General features: G+C 65.6%; 15 protein-coding genes. 8 read left to right on the top strand and 7 right to left on the bottom strand.

Features of this window, described 5'->3' with window-relative positions; translation table 11 throughout:
- Window positions 1-5 precede the first annotated feature (5 nt).
- Window positions 6-536, top strand: coding sequence for a carboxymuconolactone decarboxylase family protein (locus tag H4P35_RS15415; RefSeq protein WP_217617549.1), 531 nt, complete (start codon window positions 6-8; stop codon window positions 534-536).
- Window positions 537-585: 49 nt separating this feature from the next.
- Here H4P35_RS15415 and H4P35_RS15410 read toward each other — a convergent pair whose 3' ends face one another.
- Window positions 586-1,545, bottom strand: a complete 960-nt coding sequence (locus H4P35_RS15410; RefSeq protein WP_276558123.1) for a GlxA family transcriptional regulator — start codon at window positions 1,543-1,545, stop codon at window positions 586-588.
- A gap of 227 nt (window positions 1,546-1,772) precedes the next feature.
- On the opposite strand from H4P35_RS15410, the gene H4P35_RS15405 reads away from it, so the two are divergent.
- From H4P35_RS15405 to H4P35_RS15395, 3 genes are all read left to right on the top strand, one after another.
- A complete protein-coding gene (locus H4P35_RS15405) occupies window positions 1,773-2,558 on the top strand; it encodes an SDR family oxidoreductase (protein ID WP_218948877.1) in 786 nt (261 codons plus the stop codon).
- Between the two features lie 51 nt (window positions 2,559-2,609).
- A complete protein-coding gene (locus H4P35_RS15400; RefSeq protein WP_180098503.1) occupies window positions 2,610-3,374 on the top strand; it encodes an SDR family oxidoreductase in 765 nt (254 codons plus the stop codon).
- Between the two features lie 267 nt (window positions 3,375-3,641).
- Complete coding sequence (locus H4P35_RS15395; RefSeq protein WP_226846165.1) at window positions 3,642-6,023, top strand: DNA internalization-related competence protein ComEC/Rec2; 2,382 nt, start codon at window positions 3,642-3,644, stop codon at window positions 6,021-6,023.
- Between the two features lie 34 nt (window positions 6,024-6,057).
- On the opposite strand, the gene H4P35_RS15390 is transcribed toward H4P35_RS15395, so the two are convergent.
- From H4P35_RS15390 to H4P35_RS15370, 5 genes are all read right to left on the bottom strand, one after another.
- Window positions 6,058-7,437 (bottom strand): four-carbon acid sugar kinase family protein, encoded by a 1,380-nt coding sequence (locus tag H4P35_RS15390; protein WP_226846164.1) that lies wholly within the window; start codon window positions 7,435-7,437, stop codon window positions 6,058-6,060.
- Window positions 7,434-8,711: a ribulose-bisphosphate carboxylase large subunit family protein gene (locus tag H4P35_RS15385; protein WP_226846163.1), complete on the bottom strand. Its 1,278-nt coding sequence runs from the start codon at window positions 8,709-8,711 to the stop codon at window positions 7,434-7,436. The genes H4P35_RS15390 and H4P35_RS15385 overlap by 4 nt, the downstream gene beginning before the upstream one ends.
- 25 nt (window positions 8,712-8,736) lie before the next feature.
- On the bottom strand, window positions 8,737-9,276 hold the full coding sequence (locus H4P35_RS15380) for a VOC family protein (RefSeq protein WP_056318999.1): 540 nt from the start codon (window positions 9,274-9,276) through the stop codon (window positions 8,737-8,739).
- Between the two features lie 67 nt (window positions 9,277-9,343).
- The gene (locus tag H4P35_RS15375; RefSeq protein ID WP_226846162.1) at window positions 9,344-11,224 is read right to left on the bottom strand and encodes a TRAP transporter large permease subunit; all 1,881 of its coding nucleotides are present in this window, start codon (window positions 11,222-11,224) and stop codon (window positions 9,344-9,346) included.
- Between the two features lie 11 nt (window positions 11,225-11,235).
- Window positions 11,236-12,258 (bottom strand): TRAP transporter substrate-binding protein, encoded by a 1,023-nt coding sequence (locus H4P35_RS15370; RefSeq protein WP_062840772.1) that lies wholly within the window; start codon window positions 12,256-12,258, stop codon window positions 11,236-11,238.
- 112 nt (window positions 12,259-12,370) lie between these two features.
- Between H4P35_RS15370 and H4P35_RS15365 the strand changes: the two genes are divergently transcribed.
- Window positions 12,371-13,432 (top strand): LacI family DNA-binding transcriptional regulator, encoded by a 1,062-nt coding sequence (locus H4P35_RS15365; RefSeq protein WP_226846161.1) that lies wholly within the window; start codon window positions 12,371-12,373, stop codon window positions 13,430-13,432.
- 355 nt (window positions 13,433-13,787) lie between these two features.
- Here H4P35_RS15365 and H4P35_RS15360 read toward each other — a convergent pair whose 3' ends face one another.
- A complete protein-coding gene (locus H4P35_RS15360) occupies window positions 13,788-14,636 on the bottom strand; it encodes a class I SAM-dependent methyltransferase (RefSeq protein ID WP_226846160.1) in 849 nt (282 codons plus the stop codon).
- Between the two features lie 125 nt (window positions 14,637-14,761).
- Here H4P35_RS15360 and H4P35_RS15355 point away from each other — a divergent pair, with 125 nt between their 5' ends.
- The 3 genes from H4P35_RS15355 to H4P35_RS15345 all read left to right on the top strand — a co-directional run bounded on the left by H4P35_RS15355 (window position 14,762) and on the right by H4P35_RS15345 (window position 19,061).
- Entirely contained in the window at window positions 14,762-16,903 is a 2,142-nt protein-coding gene (locus tag H4P35_RS15355) for a transcriptional regulator (RefSeq protein WP_226846159.1), read from the top strand.
- Window positions 16,904-17,017: 114 nt separating this feature from the next.
- Window positions 17,018-17,473, top strand: a complete 456-nt coding sequence (locus H4P35_RS15350; RefSeq protein WP_226846158.1) for a MarR family winged helix-turn-helix transcriptional regulator — start codon at window positions 17,018-17,020, stop codon at window positions 17,471-17,473.
- A 79-nt stretch (window positions 17,474-17,552) separates the two neighbouring features.
- Window positions 17,553-19,061, top strand: coding sequence for an efflux transporter outer membrane subunit (locus H4P35_RS15345; RefSeq protein WP_226846157.1), 1,509 nt, complete (start codon window positions 17,553-17,555; stop codon window positions 19,059-19,061).
- Window positions 19,062-19,067: the final 6 nt, after the last annotated feature.

Here is a 19,067-nt window from a genome sequence, read left to right as displayed (position 1 = left end):
TAGTCATGTCCCGAATCGTTACCCCTCCGGTTGAGTCTGCCTCTGGAGCCACTGCAGAACTCTTTTCCCAGATCAGCAAGGCGGCTGGTCGCGTCCCGAATGCCTACGCGGCCATCGGCGCACACAACCCTGCCGCCCTGAAAGCCATCTTGCAGGCGGACAGTGTGCCCGGCACCTTGAGCAGACAGGAAAAGGAAGTCATCAAGCTGGCCGTCAGTTCGGCATCGGGTTGCGATTACTGCCAAGCCGCGCACTTTCTGGTTGGCAAGCTGGCAGGCGTTCCGCAAGAGACGTTGAAGCAGGTCATTGCAGATCAATCTACCGGAAACGTGCGTTTCGATGCGCTTACCCGCTTTGTTCGCAAGCTTGCAAGCAACCCTGGCACGCTTGCCGACGAGGCCTTTACCGATATCAAGTCCGCCGGATTCAGCGATGCCGAAATCATTGAAATTGGCTTGGTCGTCTCTGTGATTACATTCACCAATATCTTCAATCGCGTGAACGATACGGCAATCGATTTTCCACAAATTCCGTAATCGCGGCGCGCGGAAAACACGCCGGGAACATTTTTCCGGCGTGTTGGAATCAGTTGATATAAACGTTGTCGCGCTTGCTGCGGGCCTGCAAGACCAAGGCCTTCGGCGTAACGCCATGCGACCGCATGAATGCGCGACGCATGCGCTCTTCATCGCCAAATCCCGTCAGCGAGGCAATACGGCTTACTGATGCATGGCCCTGATCAATGAGCGTCTCGGCAGCCTCGATTCTTAGCTTTTCAATCGCCTTTGCGGGCGCCATGCCTGTTTGCATTTGAAAAATCCGGCTGAAATGACGGGGACTCCAATGCACGTGTTCCGCCAGATCCTCGACGCTCAGATCCTTGCTCAGGTTCTCCTTTGCAAATCTCAGGGCTTCCTTGACGCGATCAGAGCTAGGCTCCATTTCCGCCATCGCCGAGAACTGAGACTGCCCACCCGTGCGGCGGTGGTAGACGACCATGAGGCGCGATATGGTCTTGGCGATTTCCACGCCTAGGTCAACCTCGACCAGCGCCAACGATAAGTCGATGCACGCTGTCACACCGGCCGATGACCACATGTCGCCATCCTTGACGAAGATCTTGTCCTCATCAACCTGAATTTCGGGATTTTGCTCCTGCAGAAGTCTTCCGAAGTACCAGTGCGTAGTGGCCCGTTTACCGTTCAGCAGGCCAGTCTTGGCCAGGATGAAGGCACCTGTACAGATGCTTGCCACGCGCCGGGTTGCTCCGGCTGCGTGTCGAATTTTATCGATCAGGTCAGGTGTCGCATTTGGAATGCTTGTAGCACCTGCGATGAGCAGCGTGTCATAGCTTCCCCAACCTATCGCCTCGGTGCCGACAACGACGCCGGTCGAACTTTCAATGAGTCCGCCCGAGACCGATAAGGCAGCGAATTCGTACACCACGTCTTTCTGCAAGCCGTTTGCAAATTCGAAAACGGTGAGGGCAGCCAAATCCAAAGCTTGGAAGCCCGGATAGACGACCAGTCCGATGCGCTTGATCATGGAAGTCCTTAAATGCGTTTTTTTGATTTATGAGGACATTGCCATCGAAACTCTGCAATGTCAATTATTCCTTATCAGACAGTCACTTAAGGGCGTAGTGTTTGTGTTGCGGCGTCAGTGATGGCAGAAATTGCGTGTTTGTTGTCTGAAATGTCTTTTCAGCTGAAAGCACAATGGCTTCATCGCATCAACAACGCAACTCGGCACATCAACTAAGGAGCTTGACCATGACTGACAAAACCGCACTTATCACGGGCGCGTCTTCCGGAATCGGCGCCGTCTATGCCGATCGACTGGCTCGTCGGGGGTTCGACCTGATCCTGGTGGCCCGCAACCAGGATCGCCTGAGCGCGGTCGCAGAAAGGGTCTCGACCGCTACCGGACGCAACGTGCAAACCGTCAAGGCTGATCTGGGCAGCAACGAGGGAGTGGCGCGAGTCGAAACCATTCTGGCCAATGGCGGCATTGACCTGCTGCTCAACAACGCCGGCTTCGGCGCGGTGACGCCGCTTGCGCAGAGCGAGATTGGCGAGATGGTCAAGATGATCGACCTCAACGTCACAGCCCTGACTCGCCTGACCTATGCCGCCGCGCCCGTCTTCATCAAGCAAGGTGGCGGCACCATCATCAACATCGCTTCCATCGCAGCCATCGGCCCGGAAATCCTGAACGGCGTGTACGGCGGCACCAAGGCGTACGTCCTGGCGCTTACGCAATCCCTGCATCATGAATTGGCAGCCAAGGGCTTGCGCATTCAGGCCGTATTGCCAGGCGCCACCGCGACTGAGTTCTGGGACGTGGCCGGACTGCCGCACAGCAACCTTCCGGGCGAGATCGTCATGCGCACGGAGGACATGGTCGACGCCGCTCTGGCCGGCCTCGATATCGGGGAGGTCGTGACCATTCCCCCACTGCAAGACGGCGCGGAATGGGACAACTTCGAGGCCGCTCGCAAGCAACTTTCCAACCGCTTTGGTCACTCGTCGCCGGGCGCACGTTACTTGGTCAAGTGATCCCGCCTCGCTGCAGAACCCGTTATCTCACTTGTTGTTAAAGGATTCATCATGAACATGACCGGAAATACGATATTCATCACTGGCGGCACCTCAGGCATTGGTCGCGGTATTGCGGAGGCTTTTCTCAGGCTGGGCAACCAAGTCATCATCAGTGGCCGTCGCAAGGCTTTGCTGGATGAAGTGACCCGCGCCAATCCGGGTATGCAAGGCATCGAGCTGGATGTCCAGGACCCGACTCAGATCAAGGCGGTGGCAGCAAAACTGGTTGCCGACTATCCAAAACTGAATGTGCTTTTCAACAATGCCGGCATCATGCCCTTTGACGACGCCGCCGGCGATGTCGACGAGGCCAGCATTCTTGCAACGGTGAACACCAATCTGCTTGGCCCCGTCCGCATGACCGCCGCATTGCTGCCCCATCTTAAGCAGCAAGCCAATGCCGTTGTGATTCATAACTCGTCGGTGCTGGCTTTCGTTCCGATCGCCACCAACGCTTTCTATTCGGCTACCAAGGCCGCGATGCACTCCTACACGCTGTCGCAACGCTTTTCCCTGCGTCAGAGCGGAGTGAAGGTCATCGAGGTTGCGCCGCCCTGGGTCGATACTGACCTGATTTTCAAGAGTGGGGATGCACGCGCCATGCCGCTGGCCGACTTCGTGGCGGACACCATGAAAGGCTTGGCCAGTGGCAAGGACGAAGTGTATGTCGATGCCATTCAAGCCCTGCGAGACAACCCTGGCTCCAGCGAGCATGAACTCGTCAACGCCTTCAATCAGTCGATCGCCGACAATCCGATTCCGGTCGGCAACTAACCTCAACTTTGAAGAGCCCCCAGGCCGTGTGCTGCCGCTCAAGCAATGGCGTGCACATGGTCTGACGGGGAGCCAGACCCAATCCATTTCTTCGTTTGGCCTATTGCATTGACGCCCGGACGGTGGCGGCTGGCCGAGGGGGATCGATTCGTTCACTTGCCGCTAATCCCATTCTTGCCGTGACCTATTCTCTTCGGTTTCTGGGAGAACGCCATCACGGGCCGCTCGTTCTGTATTGCGTTTGTCGCGGGCTCGGGGCTGGTGCAGATGCTGCCGTCTCTGCCGGGTTCGATTGGGCTGTGGCTGGCGGCGGCCGGGTGCGCTGCGTCCTGCGCCGTGTGGGTTCGCGTCGGGAATTTTCAATGGCGGGTACTGGCGGCGCTGGCGTTGGGGCTTTCGGCCGGCTTCTTGAATGCGGCGCTGCAAGCGCAGCAACGGTTGGACGATGGGCTTGCCGACGCGCATCAGGATCAGGTGTCGCGGCTGGTGTTGCGCGTGGCCGCATTGCCCGATGGCGACGCGAAGCGTCAGCGCTTCCTGGCCGAGGTGATGCCGCCCGCTCGTCCCGGCGTTCCCTCGCACGTCCAGGTCACCTGGCAGGCTGGCGCGGGGTCCAACCAGGCCGTGCCGCAGGTACTGCCCGGGCAAGTGTGGCGAATGGCGCTGGTGCTGCGGCGGCCGCATGGGTTGCTCAACCCCGCGGGGCCGGACGTGGAGGGGCGCATGTTTGCCAACGGCATTCGCGCCACGGGAACCGTGCGCGGGCAACCCGTCCTCCTGGACGACCGGCCGTGGGCCACGCCCGGCATTGCCATCGAACGCGCCCGGCATCTCGTGCGCGAGGGCATGCGCGCGGCGTTGGGCGAGCATCGTTACGCGCCGGTGCTGATTGCGTTGGCGATTGGGGATCAGGCTGGCGTGGCGCGCGACGACTGGCGGATCTTCAATCGCAGCGGCATCACGCATCTGGTGTCGATCAGCGGCATGCACGTGACATCGATTGCCGGTATTGCTGGCTTGCTGGCGTCTTCGCTCTGGCGGCGCGTGCGGTGGCGGGGCGTGGGCCTGGCTGAGCGGATGCCTGCGCGCGTTGCCGGCGGGGCGGTAGCGGCGGTGGTTGCGTTGCTGTATTGCCTCTTGGCGGGCTGGGGCGTGCCCGCACGCCGCACGTTTTTCATGCTGCTGGTGGTGTTGGGGGCGGCGTTGTCGCGGCTGCCCTTGTCGGGTGATCGGGTCCTGGCCTGCGCGGCGGCCGCCGTGGTGGCGCTGGACCCATGGGCGCCGATGTCTGCGGGCTTCTGGTTGTCGTTCGGCGCGGTGGCGGTGCTGTTGCGCATCGCGGCCGCGCCGATCGATGTGGATGCCAGCTGGCGCGCGCGATGCGCGGCCCGGCTGCGGCAGGCCGTGCACGTGCAGCTGATGGTCACGGTAGGACTGATGCCGCTGCTGGCCTTTCTGGTGCATCAGGTGTCGCTGGGTTCGCCGTTTGCCAATGCCGTCGCCATTCCGTCGGTGACATTCATCGTGACGCCGCTGGCGTTGCTGTGCGCGGCACTGTCGTCCGTGCCCGGCGCCGAGGCGCTGGCGGCGTTGGCCGGGCAGGCCGGGCTGGCCGCGTTCGACCTGACCATGACGCCGGTTGCGTGGGTCGGCAATGCAAGCTGGTCGAGCGTGCCGGTTGCCGCGGCCGGCTGGCCCTGGCTGCTGCTGGCGGTGGCGGGCATGATCTGGGCGCTGCAGGCGAAGGGTTGGCCGGGTCGGCACCTTGGGTGGTTCTGCATGCTGCCGTTGCTGTTCTGGCGGCCCGACAAGCCTGAGCCGGGCCATTGGCGCATGAGCGCGATGGACGTGGGGCAGGGCAGCGCCATCCTGGTGGAAACGGCGACTCAGTCGTTGCTGTTTGACGCGGGCCCGCGCAGCTACGGCGGCAGCGATGCGGGCGAACGGGTCGTCGCGCCATTTCTGCAAGCGCGGGGGATAGGGCGGCTGGATGTGCTGGTGCTGTCGCACGCAGATATGGATCATGTCGGCGGCACGCGCGCGGTGCTGGGGGCGGTGCCGGTGGGGCGAAGTTATACGTCGTTCGATCTGCCCGCTTATCTACGGCGCGACGCAAGGTTGTGGCCCGACGTCGGTAATGCCGAACCGGTGTTGCCCGATACGATGGCGCGGTGCGAACGTGGACTCGGGTGGGAAGCGGACGGGGTGTTGTTCACCTTCCTGCATCCGGGTCCGTCAGAACGCAGCGCGAAGGCAGATGACCGCAATGCCGACAGTTGCGTGCTGCGCGTGGAGGGGGAAAGCCATTCTCTGTTGCTGACAGGGGACGTCGGCGTGGCGCAGGAGCGGGACATGGTGGCGCAGGGGCTTGCCAGTGCCGATGTGGTGCTGGCGCCGCATCACGGGTCAGGGTCGTCGTCGGGGCATGACCTGGTGAACGCGACGCAGGCCGTCCATGCCATTGCGCAGGCTGGGCACCTGAACCGGTTCCGCCACCCGGCACGGGCGGTGGAGCTGCGTTGGAGCCGGGCGGGCGCCAGCTTCTGGCGTAGCGACCGGGACGGCGCCGTGATGGCGGCGTCGCTGCCGGATGCGTTGGAAGTGTGGGGACAGCGCGAGCGTGCGAGACGGTATTGGCATGGCCGTTAGCCTCCCCGGCACGTCAGAACGCGTGGGCCGGGGGTCAGACCTTGCCGGCCGCCAACTCGTCAAACAGCCGATCCCCACCCATCTGCCCGCCCTTGAGCATCAGCTCAACGCCATCCGTCACCGGATCGTCGCTGCGTGCGACGCTGACGGTCACGCCGGGCGCCAGCACGCAGCGAAACGCCAATCCCCACAGTCCCAACGCAAGCGTTGCCTGGCTGGACGTGTCGCCACCGGCAATCCCAATGCGGTTCAGCCGGTGACCGGCCTGGGCGCTGGCGCGCACGATGTCCGCGACCAGCCGCGCCGTGGCGCGGGCGGTGGCGGCGGTCTGGTCTGCGTTGACGGCGCCGGCAGGTTTGTCGGTATGCACCAGCACGTTGCGGCCCTGGGCCAGCGTGGCGGCGGCCAATGCGACCTGTTGCGCGGCGTAGTCGTCATCCGCCAGCAGCCGTTCGACGTGCAGCGCTTGGCGCGTATAGGTTTCGCACGCGGCGATCTGCCGGGCGGTGACGGGCGACAGGCTGCCCGCGACGACCAGCACCGGGCCATTGGCAGGGCCGAGTGGCGTCGCCGGTGCCGCGCCGGCGTACCCCTCGGGCCGAGCGCGGGCCAGCGCCTGTTGCACGCTGCTGGGGCCGACGGCCAAGAGGGGGTCGCGGGAAGCGGCGCGTTGAATCAAACGGCCGATGACGGGGAGCTGCGATTCGTCCACCAGATCCAGCAGCAGCGGACCGTCGGTGCTGTCGATGACCTGATCGATCCAGGCATCGAGCGCGGCTGAGTGCGCGGCGGTGGCATCGGCTGTGGCTGCAACCGTTTTCGCATCTGGTTCCAAGGCCGAAGGGTAGGCCGTGTGCGGCACCGAGCGTATGCCCGCCAAACCCTGCGCCTCCAGGTGCAACCGCAGATCCGCCTCGTGCATCGGCGTGACGGGATGCACACTCATTACCGGGTGGCGATCAATGCGGTGAACCTCCAGCGCGGACCCCGCGCGAGCAAAGAGGTTTCCAAAACTGCAATACCGGCCAATGCTGGGCTGCCCACCCACGATCGGCACGATGGAATTCGCAAAATGCCGACGCAATTCGCGCACCGCCACCCCAATGCTGCCGACGTGCGGCGCGCTGTCAAAGGTGGAACAGCACTTGTAGTGCAGCACGCGCGCCCCGATGCTTGCCATGAATGCACCGACCGCCCGCAGCTCGTCCGTCATCTCCGCAGGCGCCATGCCGCGGGCGGCGCCCGCGATGCCGATGGCATCCAATGGCCCGGCACGTTCCAGTTGTGCGGAAGAAGGCACGCTCAGAAAAAGCAGGCTGCGCAGCCCGGCGCGAGCGACCTCGGCCAACGTGTCGGTGGCGCCGGTGAAGTCGTCGCCATACCAGCACACCTGCGGCGCGGCGCCGCCAATCATGCGCGGCTTCCAAAAAATTCCAGCGCGCGCTGCAGCTCGGGCGCGTTGCGGGCGTAGTCTTGCAGGGTCTGGTTGTCGCGCACGGCGTGCCAGGCCTGGCGGATGCTCTGCACGCCGGCGGCGGGCCCGTCGGGGTGGGCCAGGATGCCGCCGCCCGACATGAAGAGCAGGTCGTCGCTGCGCACGGCGGCCCAGGTGGCGGGCACGGTGCCGGCCCATTGACCGGACGAGAAGGCGGGCATGACGGCGTCGTCGATGCCTGGCGTCAGCGACGCCAGGCAGTCCCGGGCCGAGTCGACGACTTCGCTGTCTTCCTGCGAGAACTTGCCTTGCAGGCCGTGCACGTGCATGTGGTCCACGCCCGCCAGCCGCCACAGCGTCTGGTAGGCCTGAAAGCCGATGCCCAGCAGCGGGTGGCGCGACAGCGCGCCGAAGCCGTTGCGGTGGCCGTGCAGCGCCAGCGGCGTGCTGCGGCGCAAGGTCTGGATGGCCGAATAGCCGCACCAGTTCAGGCTGGCCATGACGCAGGTGCCGCCTTCGCGTTCGATCAGGTCGGCGTGGCGGCGCATTGCGTCGGTTTCGTCGGTGATGTTGAAGGCGACCATCACGTTGCGGCCGGTGCGTTCGCGGTGCGCACGCACCACGGCCATCACGGCGGCGACGCGTTGGGCGAGCGGGGCGTGGGCCGGGTTGGCGCACACCTCGTCGTCCTTGATGAAGTCCACGCCGGCCGCGCAAAGCTGGGCCACCAGATGCGCGGTTTGCTCGGGCGAGAGGCCGACGTTGGGCTTGATGATGGTGCCGACCAGCGGACCCTTGTCCACGCCGGTCAGCGCGCGCGTGCCGGCAATGCCGACCTGCGGCAGGTCGAATTGTGCGCGATAGTTGGCGGGCAGTTCCATGCTTTCGAGCCGCAAGCCGGTGACCTCGCCCAGGTCGTACAGATTGCCGCCGACGGTGGCCGCCAGCGTGGGCAGGTTGGCGCCCACGTTGGCGACGGGAAACGCGATGCGAATCCGCGCGCGCTGGAATTTGCCGGGCATGCCGCCCGCCTGGCGCGCCAGATAGGCGTTGGGCAGGCTGGGCACGTCGACGGTTTCCAGCGTTTCGATGGATTCGATGCGGGCGCGTGCACGGGCGCGCAGCTCGTCGGTTTCGCCCTGAACGCGCGTGAAGGTGCCGCAGGACTGCTCGCCGGCCATGACTTCCGCGACCTTGGCGGGGTCGACGGGGGTTTCAATCAGGTAGGTGGCGGTAAACGATTGGGAATTCATGGTGGCGGTGTGCGGCAGGGGCGTATCAGAGGCGGCTCAGGTCGGGGAAGGCGCGGACGGGATCCTTGCCGTCCCAGTTCACCGAGCTTTCGCGGATCAGGTCGAAGAGGCGGCCCTTGGGGCCCGCGACTTCGGAGAGCTCGATGACGGTGCCGGGGTGGTATTCGGTGTCGAAATAGATGAAGCGGCCCTTTTCGCCGACTTCGCCGCTCATTTTGGGTTTGAAGCCCTGCGCCAAGAGGCGCTCCAGATCGGCGTCGTAGCTTTCGGTCCAGTAGGCGACGTGTTGGAGCCCGGTGCGGCCGGCCTGCAGGAAGTCGCGGTACATGGACGGCACGTCGTTGCGGGTCTGGATCAGTTCGACCTGCACGTAGCCGGAGTTGGCCAAGGCGACGGAATTGTGGGGCTCGTGGCGTTGGCCGTCGTATTCATAGTTCACGATCGGCACGCGGGGGTTGTAGTACCAGGGGCCCACGCCGAGCTTGGTGCTCCAGTAGTCCATGGCGGCTTCGATGTCGTGCACGACATAACCGAGTTGGCGGATCTCGCCTAGGAAACGACTCATGATGGATCTTTTTAAAAGGGGTGGCTGAGGGACGGGAAGGGCGCGGCCCGCGAGGGGCCGCGTCGCGTCACAGGAAACCGATGGAGAACCAGGGGAAGGCGGCCACGACGATCAGGCCGATCAGCAGTGCGCCGATGTAGCCCCAGATCGGGCGGATGCCTTCGTTGGGATCGACGCGGCTGATGGCGCAGGCGCCGTAGTAACCGACACCGAAGGGCGGGGCGAACAGGCCAATGCCCATCGCAAAGATCACGACCATCGCGTAGTGGACCTCGTGCACGCCAGCCTGCACCGCGATCGGGAACAGCAGGGGACCGAACAGCACGATGGCGGGGATGCCTTCCAGTACGCTGCCCAGGATGATGAAGGCCACGATGGACACCGCCAGGAAGCCGTAGCTGCCGCCGGGCATGCCCGCCATCAGCTTGGCCAGGTCGCCCGAGAAGCCCGATTGCGTCAGCGCCCACGCCATGGCGGTCGCGCAGCCCACGATCAGCATGATGGCGCCGGACAGGGACGCGGTCTCGATCAGCATGGGCTTGACGCGCGCCCAGTCGAAGCAGCGGTAGATCAACAGGCCCACGACGGCGGAGTACACGATGCCGATGGTGGAGACCTCGGTGGCGGTCGCCACGCCTTCGACGACGGCGGCGCGGATCACGAAGGGCAGGGCCACGGCGGGCAGCGCGATCATGAAGAAGTGGCCGATCTCCTTGAAGGTGAAGCGCTGCACAAGGCTCAGGTCTTCCTTGCGGTAGCGCCACCAGACCACGGTGCACAGCGCCAGGCCCAGCACTACGGCGGGCAGCAGGCCGCCCGTGAACAGCGCGGCAATCGACACGCCCGTCACCGAACCGATGGTGATGAGCACGATGGACGGCGGAATCGTTTCGGTCTGCGCGCCGGTGGCCGACAGCAGGGCGACCAGATCGCCGGGCTTGGCGCCGCGCTTTTTCATTTCGGGGAACAGCACGGGCGCGATGGCCGCCATGTCGGCGATCTTGGAACCCGAGATGCCGGACACCAGGTACATGGCGCCGATCAGCACGTAGGACAGTCCGCCGCGCACGTGGCCAAGCAGGCTGGCCAGGAACTGGATCATGGCGCGCGCCATGCCCGTCATTTCGATGAGCGAACCCAGGAAGATGAAGAGCGGCACCGCCAGCAGCATCAGGTGCGACATGCCTTCGTCCAGCCGGCCCACCATGACGACCATCGGCGTGTTGGTGGTCAGCGCCAGGTACGAGAACGTGGCAAGCGCGAAGGAGAACGCGATCGGCACGCCCGAGAACACGGTGGCGGCGACGATGCCCACGAAGAAGATCACCAGGTTCAGCTTGCCCAGCCCCGAGAACAGCGGCTGCGCCATCCAGAAGATGCCGACGACGGCGGCCACGCCGGTCAGCGCCATCGCGACCTGCGGCAGCGGCTGCGTGCGCAACAGGCGCAGCAGCGCGATGATGCCCATCAGGCCCATGCCGACCGGGATGGCGGCGGCGCGCCAGGCGTTGCTCAGCTCCAGCGCGGGCGTGATGATGAAATGCTCTTCGTGCGCATATTCGATGGCGGGCGCCAGGATCAGCACCAGGAAGGCCAGCGATGCCGCCAGCGCCGCGGTTTCCAGCTGTGCCCGGCGCGCCGGGCTGACATTGTTCACCAGCGCTGTCATGCGCATGTGTTCGCCGCGCCGCAGGGCCACGACGGCGCCCAGCATGGACAGCCAGAGGAACAGGATGGAGGCAAGTTCATCGGACCAGACCAGCGGGCTATGGAACACGTAGCGCGCCACCACGCCGGCAAACAGGACGATGATCTCGACCAGCACGATGGCTGCGGCAACGTGTTCGACCACGGTGCCCAGCACGGTGTCGAGCGCGCCGGCCGCCCGGCGCAGGGGATTGGCCGGCAGCGCGGGCGCCGCGGCGTGGGGAGCGGACAGGGAGGCCATGACGCGCGACCTCAGGCCAGCTTGCCGACGGACTGCTCCAGGAGGCCCCAGGCCTCGTTGCCGAAGCGGCCCTGCCATTCCTTGTAGAAGCCCGCGGTGCGCAGTTGCTCGCGGAAGCTGTCGGCCGACGGCTGGTTGAACACCAGGCCCTTGGATTCCAGGTCGGACTGCACCGAGGCGTTGAGCTTCTTGATGTCTTCGCGCTGTGCCAGGCCCGCTTCATTGATGCCGCGCGCGACGACCGTCTTCAGGTCGGCGGGCAGGCCTTCCCACATGCGGCCGTTGGCGATGAACCAGTAGCCGTCCCAGATGTGCTTGGTCAGCGAGCAGTACTTCTGCACTTCGTACAGCTTGGCGACCTGGATGATCGGCAGCGGGTTTTCCTGCGCGTCCACCACCTTGGTCTGCAGCGACGAATAGACCTCGCTGAATTGCAGGCTGGCAGGGGCGGCGCCCAGGCCCTTGAACATGGAGATCGGCAGCGAGCTCACCGGCACGCGGATCTTCAGGCCGTCCATGTCGGCGGCGGTATTGACAGGGCCCTTGCTGCTGGTGGTCTGGCGAAAGCCGTTGTCCCACATCTTTTCAAAGGCATAGAGCTTGCGCTGCGCGATGGCCGCGCGCACGTGGGCGCCCAGCGCGCCGTCCATGGCATTCCAGACCTGGTCGTAGTCCTTGAACGCGAAGCCGACCGCGTTGATGGCGGCCACCGGCACCAGCGTGGCGATCACCAGGGCGGACGGCGTGAAGAAGTCGATGCCGCCGGAACGCACCTGGGCCAGCATGTCGGTGTCGCCGCCAAGCTGGTTGTTCGGGAAGATCTTGATGTCAACGCGGCCGTTGCTTTCCTTGAGGATGCGTTCGGCCGCTTCCTGCGCGCGGATGTTCAGCGGATGCGTCACCGGCAGATTGTTGCCGTACTTGAGCGAGTAATCGGCGGCGCGGGCGATCAGCGGAAAGCCGGTGCCGGCGACGGCAAGGGCGGGGACCGCGCAAAGGCGGCGCAGGGCACTGCGGCGTGTAAGCAGCTTCATGGTTGTCTCCGTTGTCGTGCTTATGATGTTTTTTGATGTGCCACAAAACCGCCTAAGCCGTGCGGCAGAGTGGACAATAGTGAATAGGCGGTATCATCGTCAAATCTTATTCATGATGGTTTTTGATGTGAATAAAACCGCCTCCTCCCGTGGACTTGCCCGCCTGGCCGATGTGGCCGCCCGCGCCGGCGTGTCCACCGCCACCGCCGACCGCGTGCTCAATCGCCGTCCGGGCGTGCGCCCGGCCACCGCGCAAAAGGTCTTCAAGGCGGCCATCGATCTGGACTATCTGCCGGACGAAGCCGCGTATGCGGCGGCCGCGCCCGAGCCCATGCGGCTGGTGTTCCTGCTGCCGCGCGGCAGCAACCGTTATTTGCGCATGCTGGGCGACACCGTCAACTTTGCGCACGAGCACTTTGCGCCGCTGAACGCCAAGTGCCACGTCGAATACGTGGAAAGCTTCAATCCGGACGCACTGGCGCAGGCGCTGGCCAAGCACGGCAAGCGCGCCGACGGAATCGCATTCATGGCGCTGGAACATCCGGTGGTGCGCGAGGCCGTCAACGCGCTGGCGCAGCAGGGCGTGCCCACGGTGACGCTGATTTCCGACATCGCCAACAGCGCCCGCACGGCGTACGTGGGGTTGGACAACCGCGCGGCGGGGCGCACGGCCGGCTACCTGATCGCGCGCTTCATCGGCCTGCGCGCGGCGCACGTCGCGCTGATCGCGGGATCGCGGCACTACCGCGCCCATGAAGAGCGCGAAAGCGGATTTCTACAGCTGTATGCCGAGCAGTTCCAGGCGATGCAGGTGGTGGACCTGCGCGAAGGCTATGACGATGCGCAGCGCAACTACGAGCAGACGCGCCAGTTGCTGGAGCAGTATCCGCAGCTTGCCGGCATCTACAACATTGGCGGCGCATCGGACGGCGTGGCCCGGGCGTTGAAAGAGGCGGGGCAGCAGCACCGCGTGGTTTTCATCGGGCACGGGTTGACGCCCGACACGCGTGCCCTCCTGATCGACGGCACGATGGACGCCGTCATCACGCAAAGCCCCATGGAAGCGCTGATGAGCTGCGTGCGCATTTTCAGCAATTTGCGGGATAAGCGCAGCGCGATGAACGGGGTGGAATTGGCGCGCAGCCAGGTGATCTTCCGCGAGAACTTGCCGTAGGGGCTGCTGCGCAGGTGCGCCGGTGTCTCAGGTGCGCTGGTGTCTGACACCCTTGGGGCACATCCGTGGTGCGGCGACCGTCTCGCCAGGGTGTCAGACACCTAGTCTTTACACGTCGGATTCACGCGCGCCTGCATTTGCGCCGGTCGGCGAGTCGCGGGCGTATGATTTCGGCTATGGGCTCGCACCCAGTGCGGCAGCGGCGGGGCATGCCGCTGCCTACTTCAACGGAAGGTTCCTCTACAACGGTTGCCCGGCGCCCGCCGGACGACAGCCGGGAGGGCGCTGCGCCATGGACCACACAGCCAGCCGCCAGGAAGCTCCCGCCTCTTGCGAGGCGGGGTTTGCCATGCGCTTACCGGCGGGTGATCACGATTTCCATGTATTCGCTGGGCACCACCACCGCCGAATCGCCGGACCGGTTGAAGCGGTCGATCTGGGCGGTGATGTCGGCCGTCAGCGCCGTCTGCGCCGCGGGGTCCAGCGCGCCGAACGCCTTGAGCAACGGGCCGTAGTAGGTCTTGAAGACCTGCATCCAGTGCTCGGGCGAGCGGTAGCGGAACACGAAGTGACGTGGTTCGCACGTGATCGATGCGGCCTGCGGCCCGAACATTTCTTCGATGCACGCCTTGGTGCCCCACAACGCGGGGGATTTGACTCCGGCGGGCGGGGGCAGGTGCTTGCCGATGGTCTTGAAGATCTGGCCGATGAAGCCGTCGGGCGTCCAGTTTGCGAGGCCGATCTTGCCGCCGTGCTTGCACACGCGCATCAGCTCGGCGGCGGCCTTGTCCTGGTCGGGCGTGAACATGACGCCGAAGGTCGACATCACGACATCGAACGACGCGTCCGGGAACGGCAGCGCCTCGGCGTCGGCCTCCTGGAATTCGACCTTCAGGCGCTCCGCGGCGGCGCGCTCGCGGCCGCGGCTCAGCAGCGCGGGCACATAGTCGGTCGAGGTCACGTCGCACCAGCGGCGGGCGGCGGCCAGTGTTGCATTGCCGTTGCCGGCGGCGACGTCCAGCACTTTCTGGCCGGCGCGGACATCAAGGGCTTCGCAAAGCTGTTCTCCTACGATCTGCAGCGTGGTGCCGACGACGGCGTAGTCCCCGGAGGACCAGGTGCCTTGCTGGCGGGTCTTCAAGGCAGCCAGGTCGGGCTGTGCGGTTTCGCGCACGTCACTGGTGGCAAGGGAGGAAATGGACATGGTGAGTCTCCGTTAGTGCGTGGGGTGCGCGACGGCATCCGTGGCCAGCGCGCCGGGGTGATGCAACCAGCGCCGCGACGATGTTCGCGTGCCGTGCGCCCCGGAAACAACGATAGGAACGGGACGTGGAGGCGAGCGTGGTAGCGGGCGTGGAATCCGGCGTGGATTCGTCCGGCGTGGATTCGTCCGGCGCGGGCATCCACGTGCACATGCTGGGGCCGATGCGCATCAGCCGGGGCGGCGTCCCGCTTGCGCTGCCGCCGTCGCGCAAGCTGCGGGCGCTGATCGCGTACCTGGCGCTGGCCCCGAACGCCGTGATGCGCTCGCACCTGTGCGAACTGCTGTGGGACATTCCGAACGATCCGCGCGGCGAACTACGCTGGTGCCTGAGCAAGGCGCGGGGCCTGCTGGACGAGCCCGGCCGCCGCCGGGTCGAGACGATGCAGGACGCCGTGCGCCTGGACCTGTCCGACTGCCGTGTGGACGTCATCGACATCGGGGCGGCCATGCAGGCGGGTATACGCAAGGCCAGCCCGGAGCGTCTGCGCGCGCTTGCGGCCATGTTCGCGGGGGACTTTCTGGAAGGGTTGGAAATTGGCCGCAGCCCGTTCTTTCACAGCTGGCTGACCGCGCAGCGGCGGCGGCTGCGGGCCTGCCACACGGCCGTGCTGGCGAATCAGGCCGTTCTCCTGCCCGAGGGGTCGGAGGAACGGTTTGCCTGCCTGGACACGTGGCTCGCGCTCGTGCCGTTCGATCCCCAGGCCCATGAACTGAAGCTGGACGCCTTGGGACTGCGCGGGCAATGGCGTGAAGGCGAGGAGCATCTGGCCGCGGCCGTGCGCGCCTTCGAGGCCGAGGGGCTGGATGGGCGGCCGCTGCGCGAAGCGTGGCGCGATGTGCGCGCCCGGCGGGCAGGCGGCGGCCCGTCATCGGTTCCCGCGTTGAGTCCGGCCCCGGCAGGCGCCGCAGCGCTGATGAAACCTGCCCCGCTGCCGGAGGCGTCTGCGGCCCGGATCGCGCCGCAGGACGTGGCCGACACGGATTTGCCAACGCGTCCGGCCGACGCGCTGCCGTACCGGCGCGGACGGGCATCGATCGCCGTCATGCCGTTCGTGGATAGGTCGGCGCAAGCGGGCGTCCGGGGCGGGCTGGCGGACGGGCTGGCCTTTGACGTCATCGCGCGGCTGGCAAAGCTGCGCAGCCTGTTCGTCATCGCGCAGGGCACCGTGTTTGCCCTGGACCAACGCAGCGTGGGACCGGAGGAGGCCGGGCGCACGCTCAACGTGGACTACGTGGTCAGCGGCTCGCTGCGGCGCCAAGGGCACCGCCTGGCGGTGGACGTGCAGCTCGTCGAATCCCGCACCGCGCGTGTCGTCTGGGCGGACGTGCTTGACCATCCGTTCGACGACGCCTTGCTGGCGCTGGACGAGATCGGCAACCGGATCGTGGCGTCGGTCGACATCGAGATCGAGGCCGCCGAGCGCAACCGCGCCATCCTGACGCCGCCCAATTCGCTGGACGCCTGGCAGGCGCATCATCGCGGCCTGTGGCATATGTACCGGTTCAACCGCACTGACAACGAACAGGCCCGCCACTTCTTCGAGATGGCGGTCCGGCTGGATCCGACGTTCTCGCGCGCCTACGCGGGCTTGTCCTTCACGCATTGGCAGACGGCATTCCAGCGCTGGGGCGAGCAGGAGGCGGCCATCGATCAGGCATTCGAGTCCGCCGGGCAAAGCCTGATCGCCGATGGCCGGGATCCGGCGGCGCATTGGGCGATGGGGCGCGCGCTGTGGCTGCGCGGCAGCCAGGACCAGTCGGTGAGCGAGTTGCGGATCGCCGTGGACCTGAGTCCGAATTTCGCGCTGGCGCATTACACGCTGGGTTTTGTCGATTGCCAGATGGGCGATGCCGAAGCGGCCATCGGCGCCTCAGACCATTCGCGTCACCTCAGCCCCTTCGATCCGCTGCTCTTCGGCATGCTGGCCGTGCGTGCGCTGGCGTTGGTGCGGCTGGGCCGGATCGACGAGGCGGCGGGGTGGGCGGTCAAGGCGGCCGCCCGGCCCAATGCGCACGTGCACATCCTGGCAATTGCGGCGTGCTGCCTGGCGCTCGCTGGCAGGACGGACCAGGCGCTTGGATTTCTGCCGGCGATCCGCAAAGCGCAGCCGTCGTACCGCGTAGAAGACTTTCTGGCCTCGTTCCGGCTGGAGCCCGAGACGCAGGCTCTTTTCCGCGAGGGCGCGCGGCGGATCGGCATCGGATAACGTCGACGCGGCGTTCCGAATTCACCACGCCTCAAAAGATTCCCCTTGCTAAGTAACTGCCTAGGCAGCTAATATCCCATTCATTGATTTCAACTGCGACGCGCCAGACCCATCATGAGCAACGCAACGCCTTCCGTGCTGGACGAACTGTGCACCGGCGAACTGGGTTTCCTGGTGACCTCCGTGCGCAACGGCATTCTGGATGCGCTGGACCGCGAACTGGCGCCGCTGCAGATCACGGTTCAGCAGTACGTTGTGCTCAATTGCATCGTCAAGGGGTGGGGCCGCACGCTCAGCGACTTCTGCCGCGTGCTGTCGTATGACTCGGGCGCGATGACCCGGCTGCTGGATCGGATCGTGGCCAAGGGCTTTATCCGCCGCGTCGAAAACGAAGCCGACCGCCGCAGCTCGCTGATCGAGCTGACCGAGCAGGGCAAGGCGGCGTTTCCGCAGGCGCGCCAGGCTACCGAATTCGCGTTTCGCCAGTTGCTGGATGGCTTTTCGGAAGCCGAAGCGCAGGTGCTGCACAAGCTGCTGTCTCGCATCCTGATCAACGCGCGGGCGGAGTAGGTTTTCCGGCGGCGATTTTTTTTATCCATTTATCTGCCTAGGCATATACAGCCTGGGCATATTAAAAGCTCTCTCGACCATGCAAGCGCCCATATCGTCTATCCATTGCCTCCCGCGCCTATGGCGCAGTGCAGGCCTCGTCCTGGCTGCGTCTGTTCTGGCCGGATGTGCAAGCACGGGCGGTCTGCACACCCAATCGTCGATCGGCAGCGCGAACGGGCTGGCAGTCAGCGCATCCTTGCAAGGATCGCCCGTCTCGCCGGCTGCGTGGCCGACGCAGGCGTGGTGGGAGACCTTCGGCGACGCGCAGTTGAACCAGCTTGTGCTGGCTGCGCTGGCCGAACAGCCCAGCCTGCGGGCGGCGGCGGCGCGGGTGCGGCAGGCCGACGCGCTGGCCAGCGTCGCGGGGGCGCCGCTGTCGCCGCAAGGAAACTTTAGCGGCCGCGCGACGCGCCAGCGGTTCAGCGAGCACAGCACCACGCCGCAGCCGCTGGCCGGCGCTTGGGATTGGACGGCGGACCTGCAGGCGGGCGTGGGCTACGAGATCGATTTCTGGGGCAAGAACCGGGCGGCGCTGGACGCGGCGCTGCAACGCGCGCAGGCCGCCGAGGTGGACCTGCATGCCGCCGAGCTGATGCTCACGACCTCGCTGGTCCGCGCGTATCTGAAACTTGACGCTGCCTACCAACTGCGCGATCTGGCTGAAGAGACGCTGCGCCAACGCGAGACCACGCTAACGTTGACGCAGCGCCGCGTCGACGCGCAGCTGGATTCACGTCTGGACATGACACAGGCCGAAGCTGCGCTGCCCGCCACGCGCGAGCGCATTGCCGCGTTGAACGAGCAGATTGCGCTGACGCGCAATCAGGTCGCCGCCCTGGTGGGCCGGGGCCCCGATGCGGGCATTCAGCTGGGGCGGCCGGCGCTTCGCGGGCGTTTTGCCGAGGCGATCCCGACGACGGTGCCGGCGGAATTGGTCGGCCGCCGGCCCGACGTGGTGGCGCAGCGCTGGCGCGCCGAAGCAGCCGGGGCCGAGATCAAGGCCGCTCGCGCGCAGTTCTATCCCAACGTCAGCCTGACCGCGTTTGCCGGCTTGCAGAGCCTGGGGCTATCGGACCTGTTAAACGCCGGCAGCCGCGTGTTGGGCATTGGCCCGGCGGTGTCGTTGCCGGTCTTTGACGGTGGCCGGCTGCGCGGCAACCTGGGCGCGCGCCAGGCGGAATACGACGCGGCGGTCGAACAATACAACGGCACGCTGGTCACGGCGCTGCATGACGTGGTGGACCAACTGGTGTCCCTGCGGTGGCAGGCTGAACGCTCGGCCCAGCAGCGCGAGGCGTTGCGCCTCACGCAGCAGGCCTACGACATGGCGTCCGCGCGCTACCGGAGCGGCGTGGGCAGCTACCTGCAGGTGCTGTCCGCCGAAGGTCAGGTGCTGCAGCAAAAGCAGTTGCTGATCGAACTGGACACGCGCAACCGCACGCTGCATCTGGAACTCATCCGCGCGCTGGGCGGCGGCTATCTGCCCGGCGCATCCGAGACTCCCGCGACCGCCGATTCCGGCGCTGTGACGCAAACCCGGTCATAAGCCGCC

It is taken from the genome of Achromobacter sp. 77 (genome assembly GCF_020541125.1).
Lineage (GTDB): Bacteria > Pseudomonadota > Gammaproteobacteria > Burkholderiales > Burkholderiaceae_B > Achromobacter > Achromobacter mucicolens.
Note: the sequence above shows the minus strand (reverse complement) of the source record. Positions and strands in the feature narration are given on the sequence as shown.

Bases quoted from the DNA above. Each gene is read 5' to 3' on its own strand.
- H4P35_RS15390 (WP_226846164.1), bottom strand. From the start codon at position 7,437: ATGATTGGCGGCGCCGCGCCGCAGGTGTGCTGGTATGGCGACGACTTC.
- H4P35_RS15350 (WP_226846158.1), top strand. From the start codon at position 17,018: ATGAGCAACGCAACGCCTTCCGTGCTGGACGAACTGTGCACCGGCGAA.
- H4P35_RS15380 (WP_056318999.1), bottom strand. From the start codon at position 9,276: ATGAGTCGTTTCCTAGGCGAGATCCGCCAACTCGGTTATGTCGTGCAC.
- H4P35_RS15405 (WP_218948877.1), top strand. From the start codon at position 1,773: ATGACTGACAAAACCGCACTTATCACGGGCGCGTCTTCCGGAATCGGC.
- H4P35_RS15345 (WP_226846157.1), top strand. From the start codon at position 17,553: ATGCAAGCGCCCATATCGTCTATCCATTGCCTCCCGCGCCTATGGCGC.
- H4P35_RS15410 (WP_276558123.1), bottom strand. From the start codon at position 1,545: ATGATCAAGCGCATCGGACTGGTCGTCTATCCGGGCTTCCAAGCTTTG.
- H4P35_RS15385 (WP_226846163.1), bottom strand. From the start codon at position 8,711: ATGAATTCCCAATCGTTTACCGCCACCTACCTGATTGAAACCCCCGTC.
- H4P35_RS15375 (WP_226846162.1), bottom strand. From the start codon at position 11,224: ATGGCCTCCCTGTCCGCTCCCCACGCCGCGGCGCCCGCGCTGCCGGCC.
- H4P35_RS15370 (WP_062840772.1), bottom strand. From the start codon at position 12,258: ATGAAGCTGCTTACACGCCGCAGTGCCCTGCGCCGCCTTTGCGCGGTC.
- H4P35_RS15395 (WP_226846165.1), top strand. From the start codon at position 3,642: ATGCTGCCGTCTCTGCCGGGTTCGATTGGGCTGTGGCTGGCGGCGGCC.
- H4P35_RS15415 (WP_217617549.1), top strand. From the start codon at position 6: ATGTCCCGAATCGTTACCCCTCCGGTTGAGTCTGCCTCTGGAGCCACT.
- H4P35_RS15360 (WP_226846160.1), bottom strand. From the start codon at position 14,636: ATGTCCATTTCCTCCCTTGCCACCAGTGACGTGCGCGAAACCGCACAG.
- H4P35_RS15400 (WP_180098503.1), top strand. From the start codon at position 2,610: ATGAACATGACCGGAAATACGATATTCATCACTGGCGGCACCTCAGGC.
- H4P35_RS15365 (WP_226846161.1), top strand. From the start codon at position 12,371: ATGATGGTTTTTGATGTGAATAAAACCGCCTCCTCCCGTGGACTTGCC.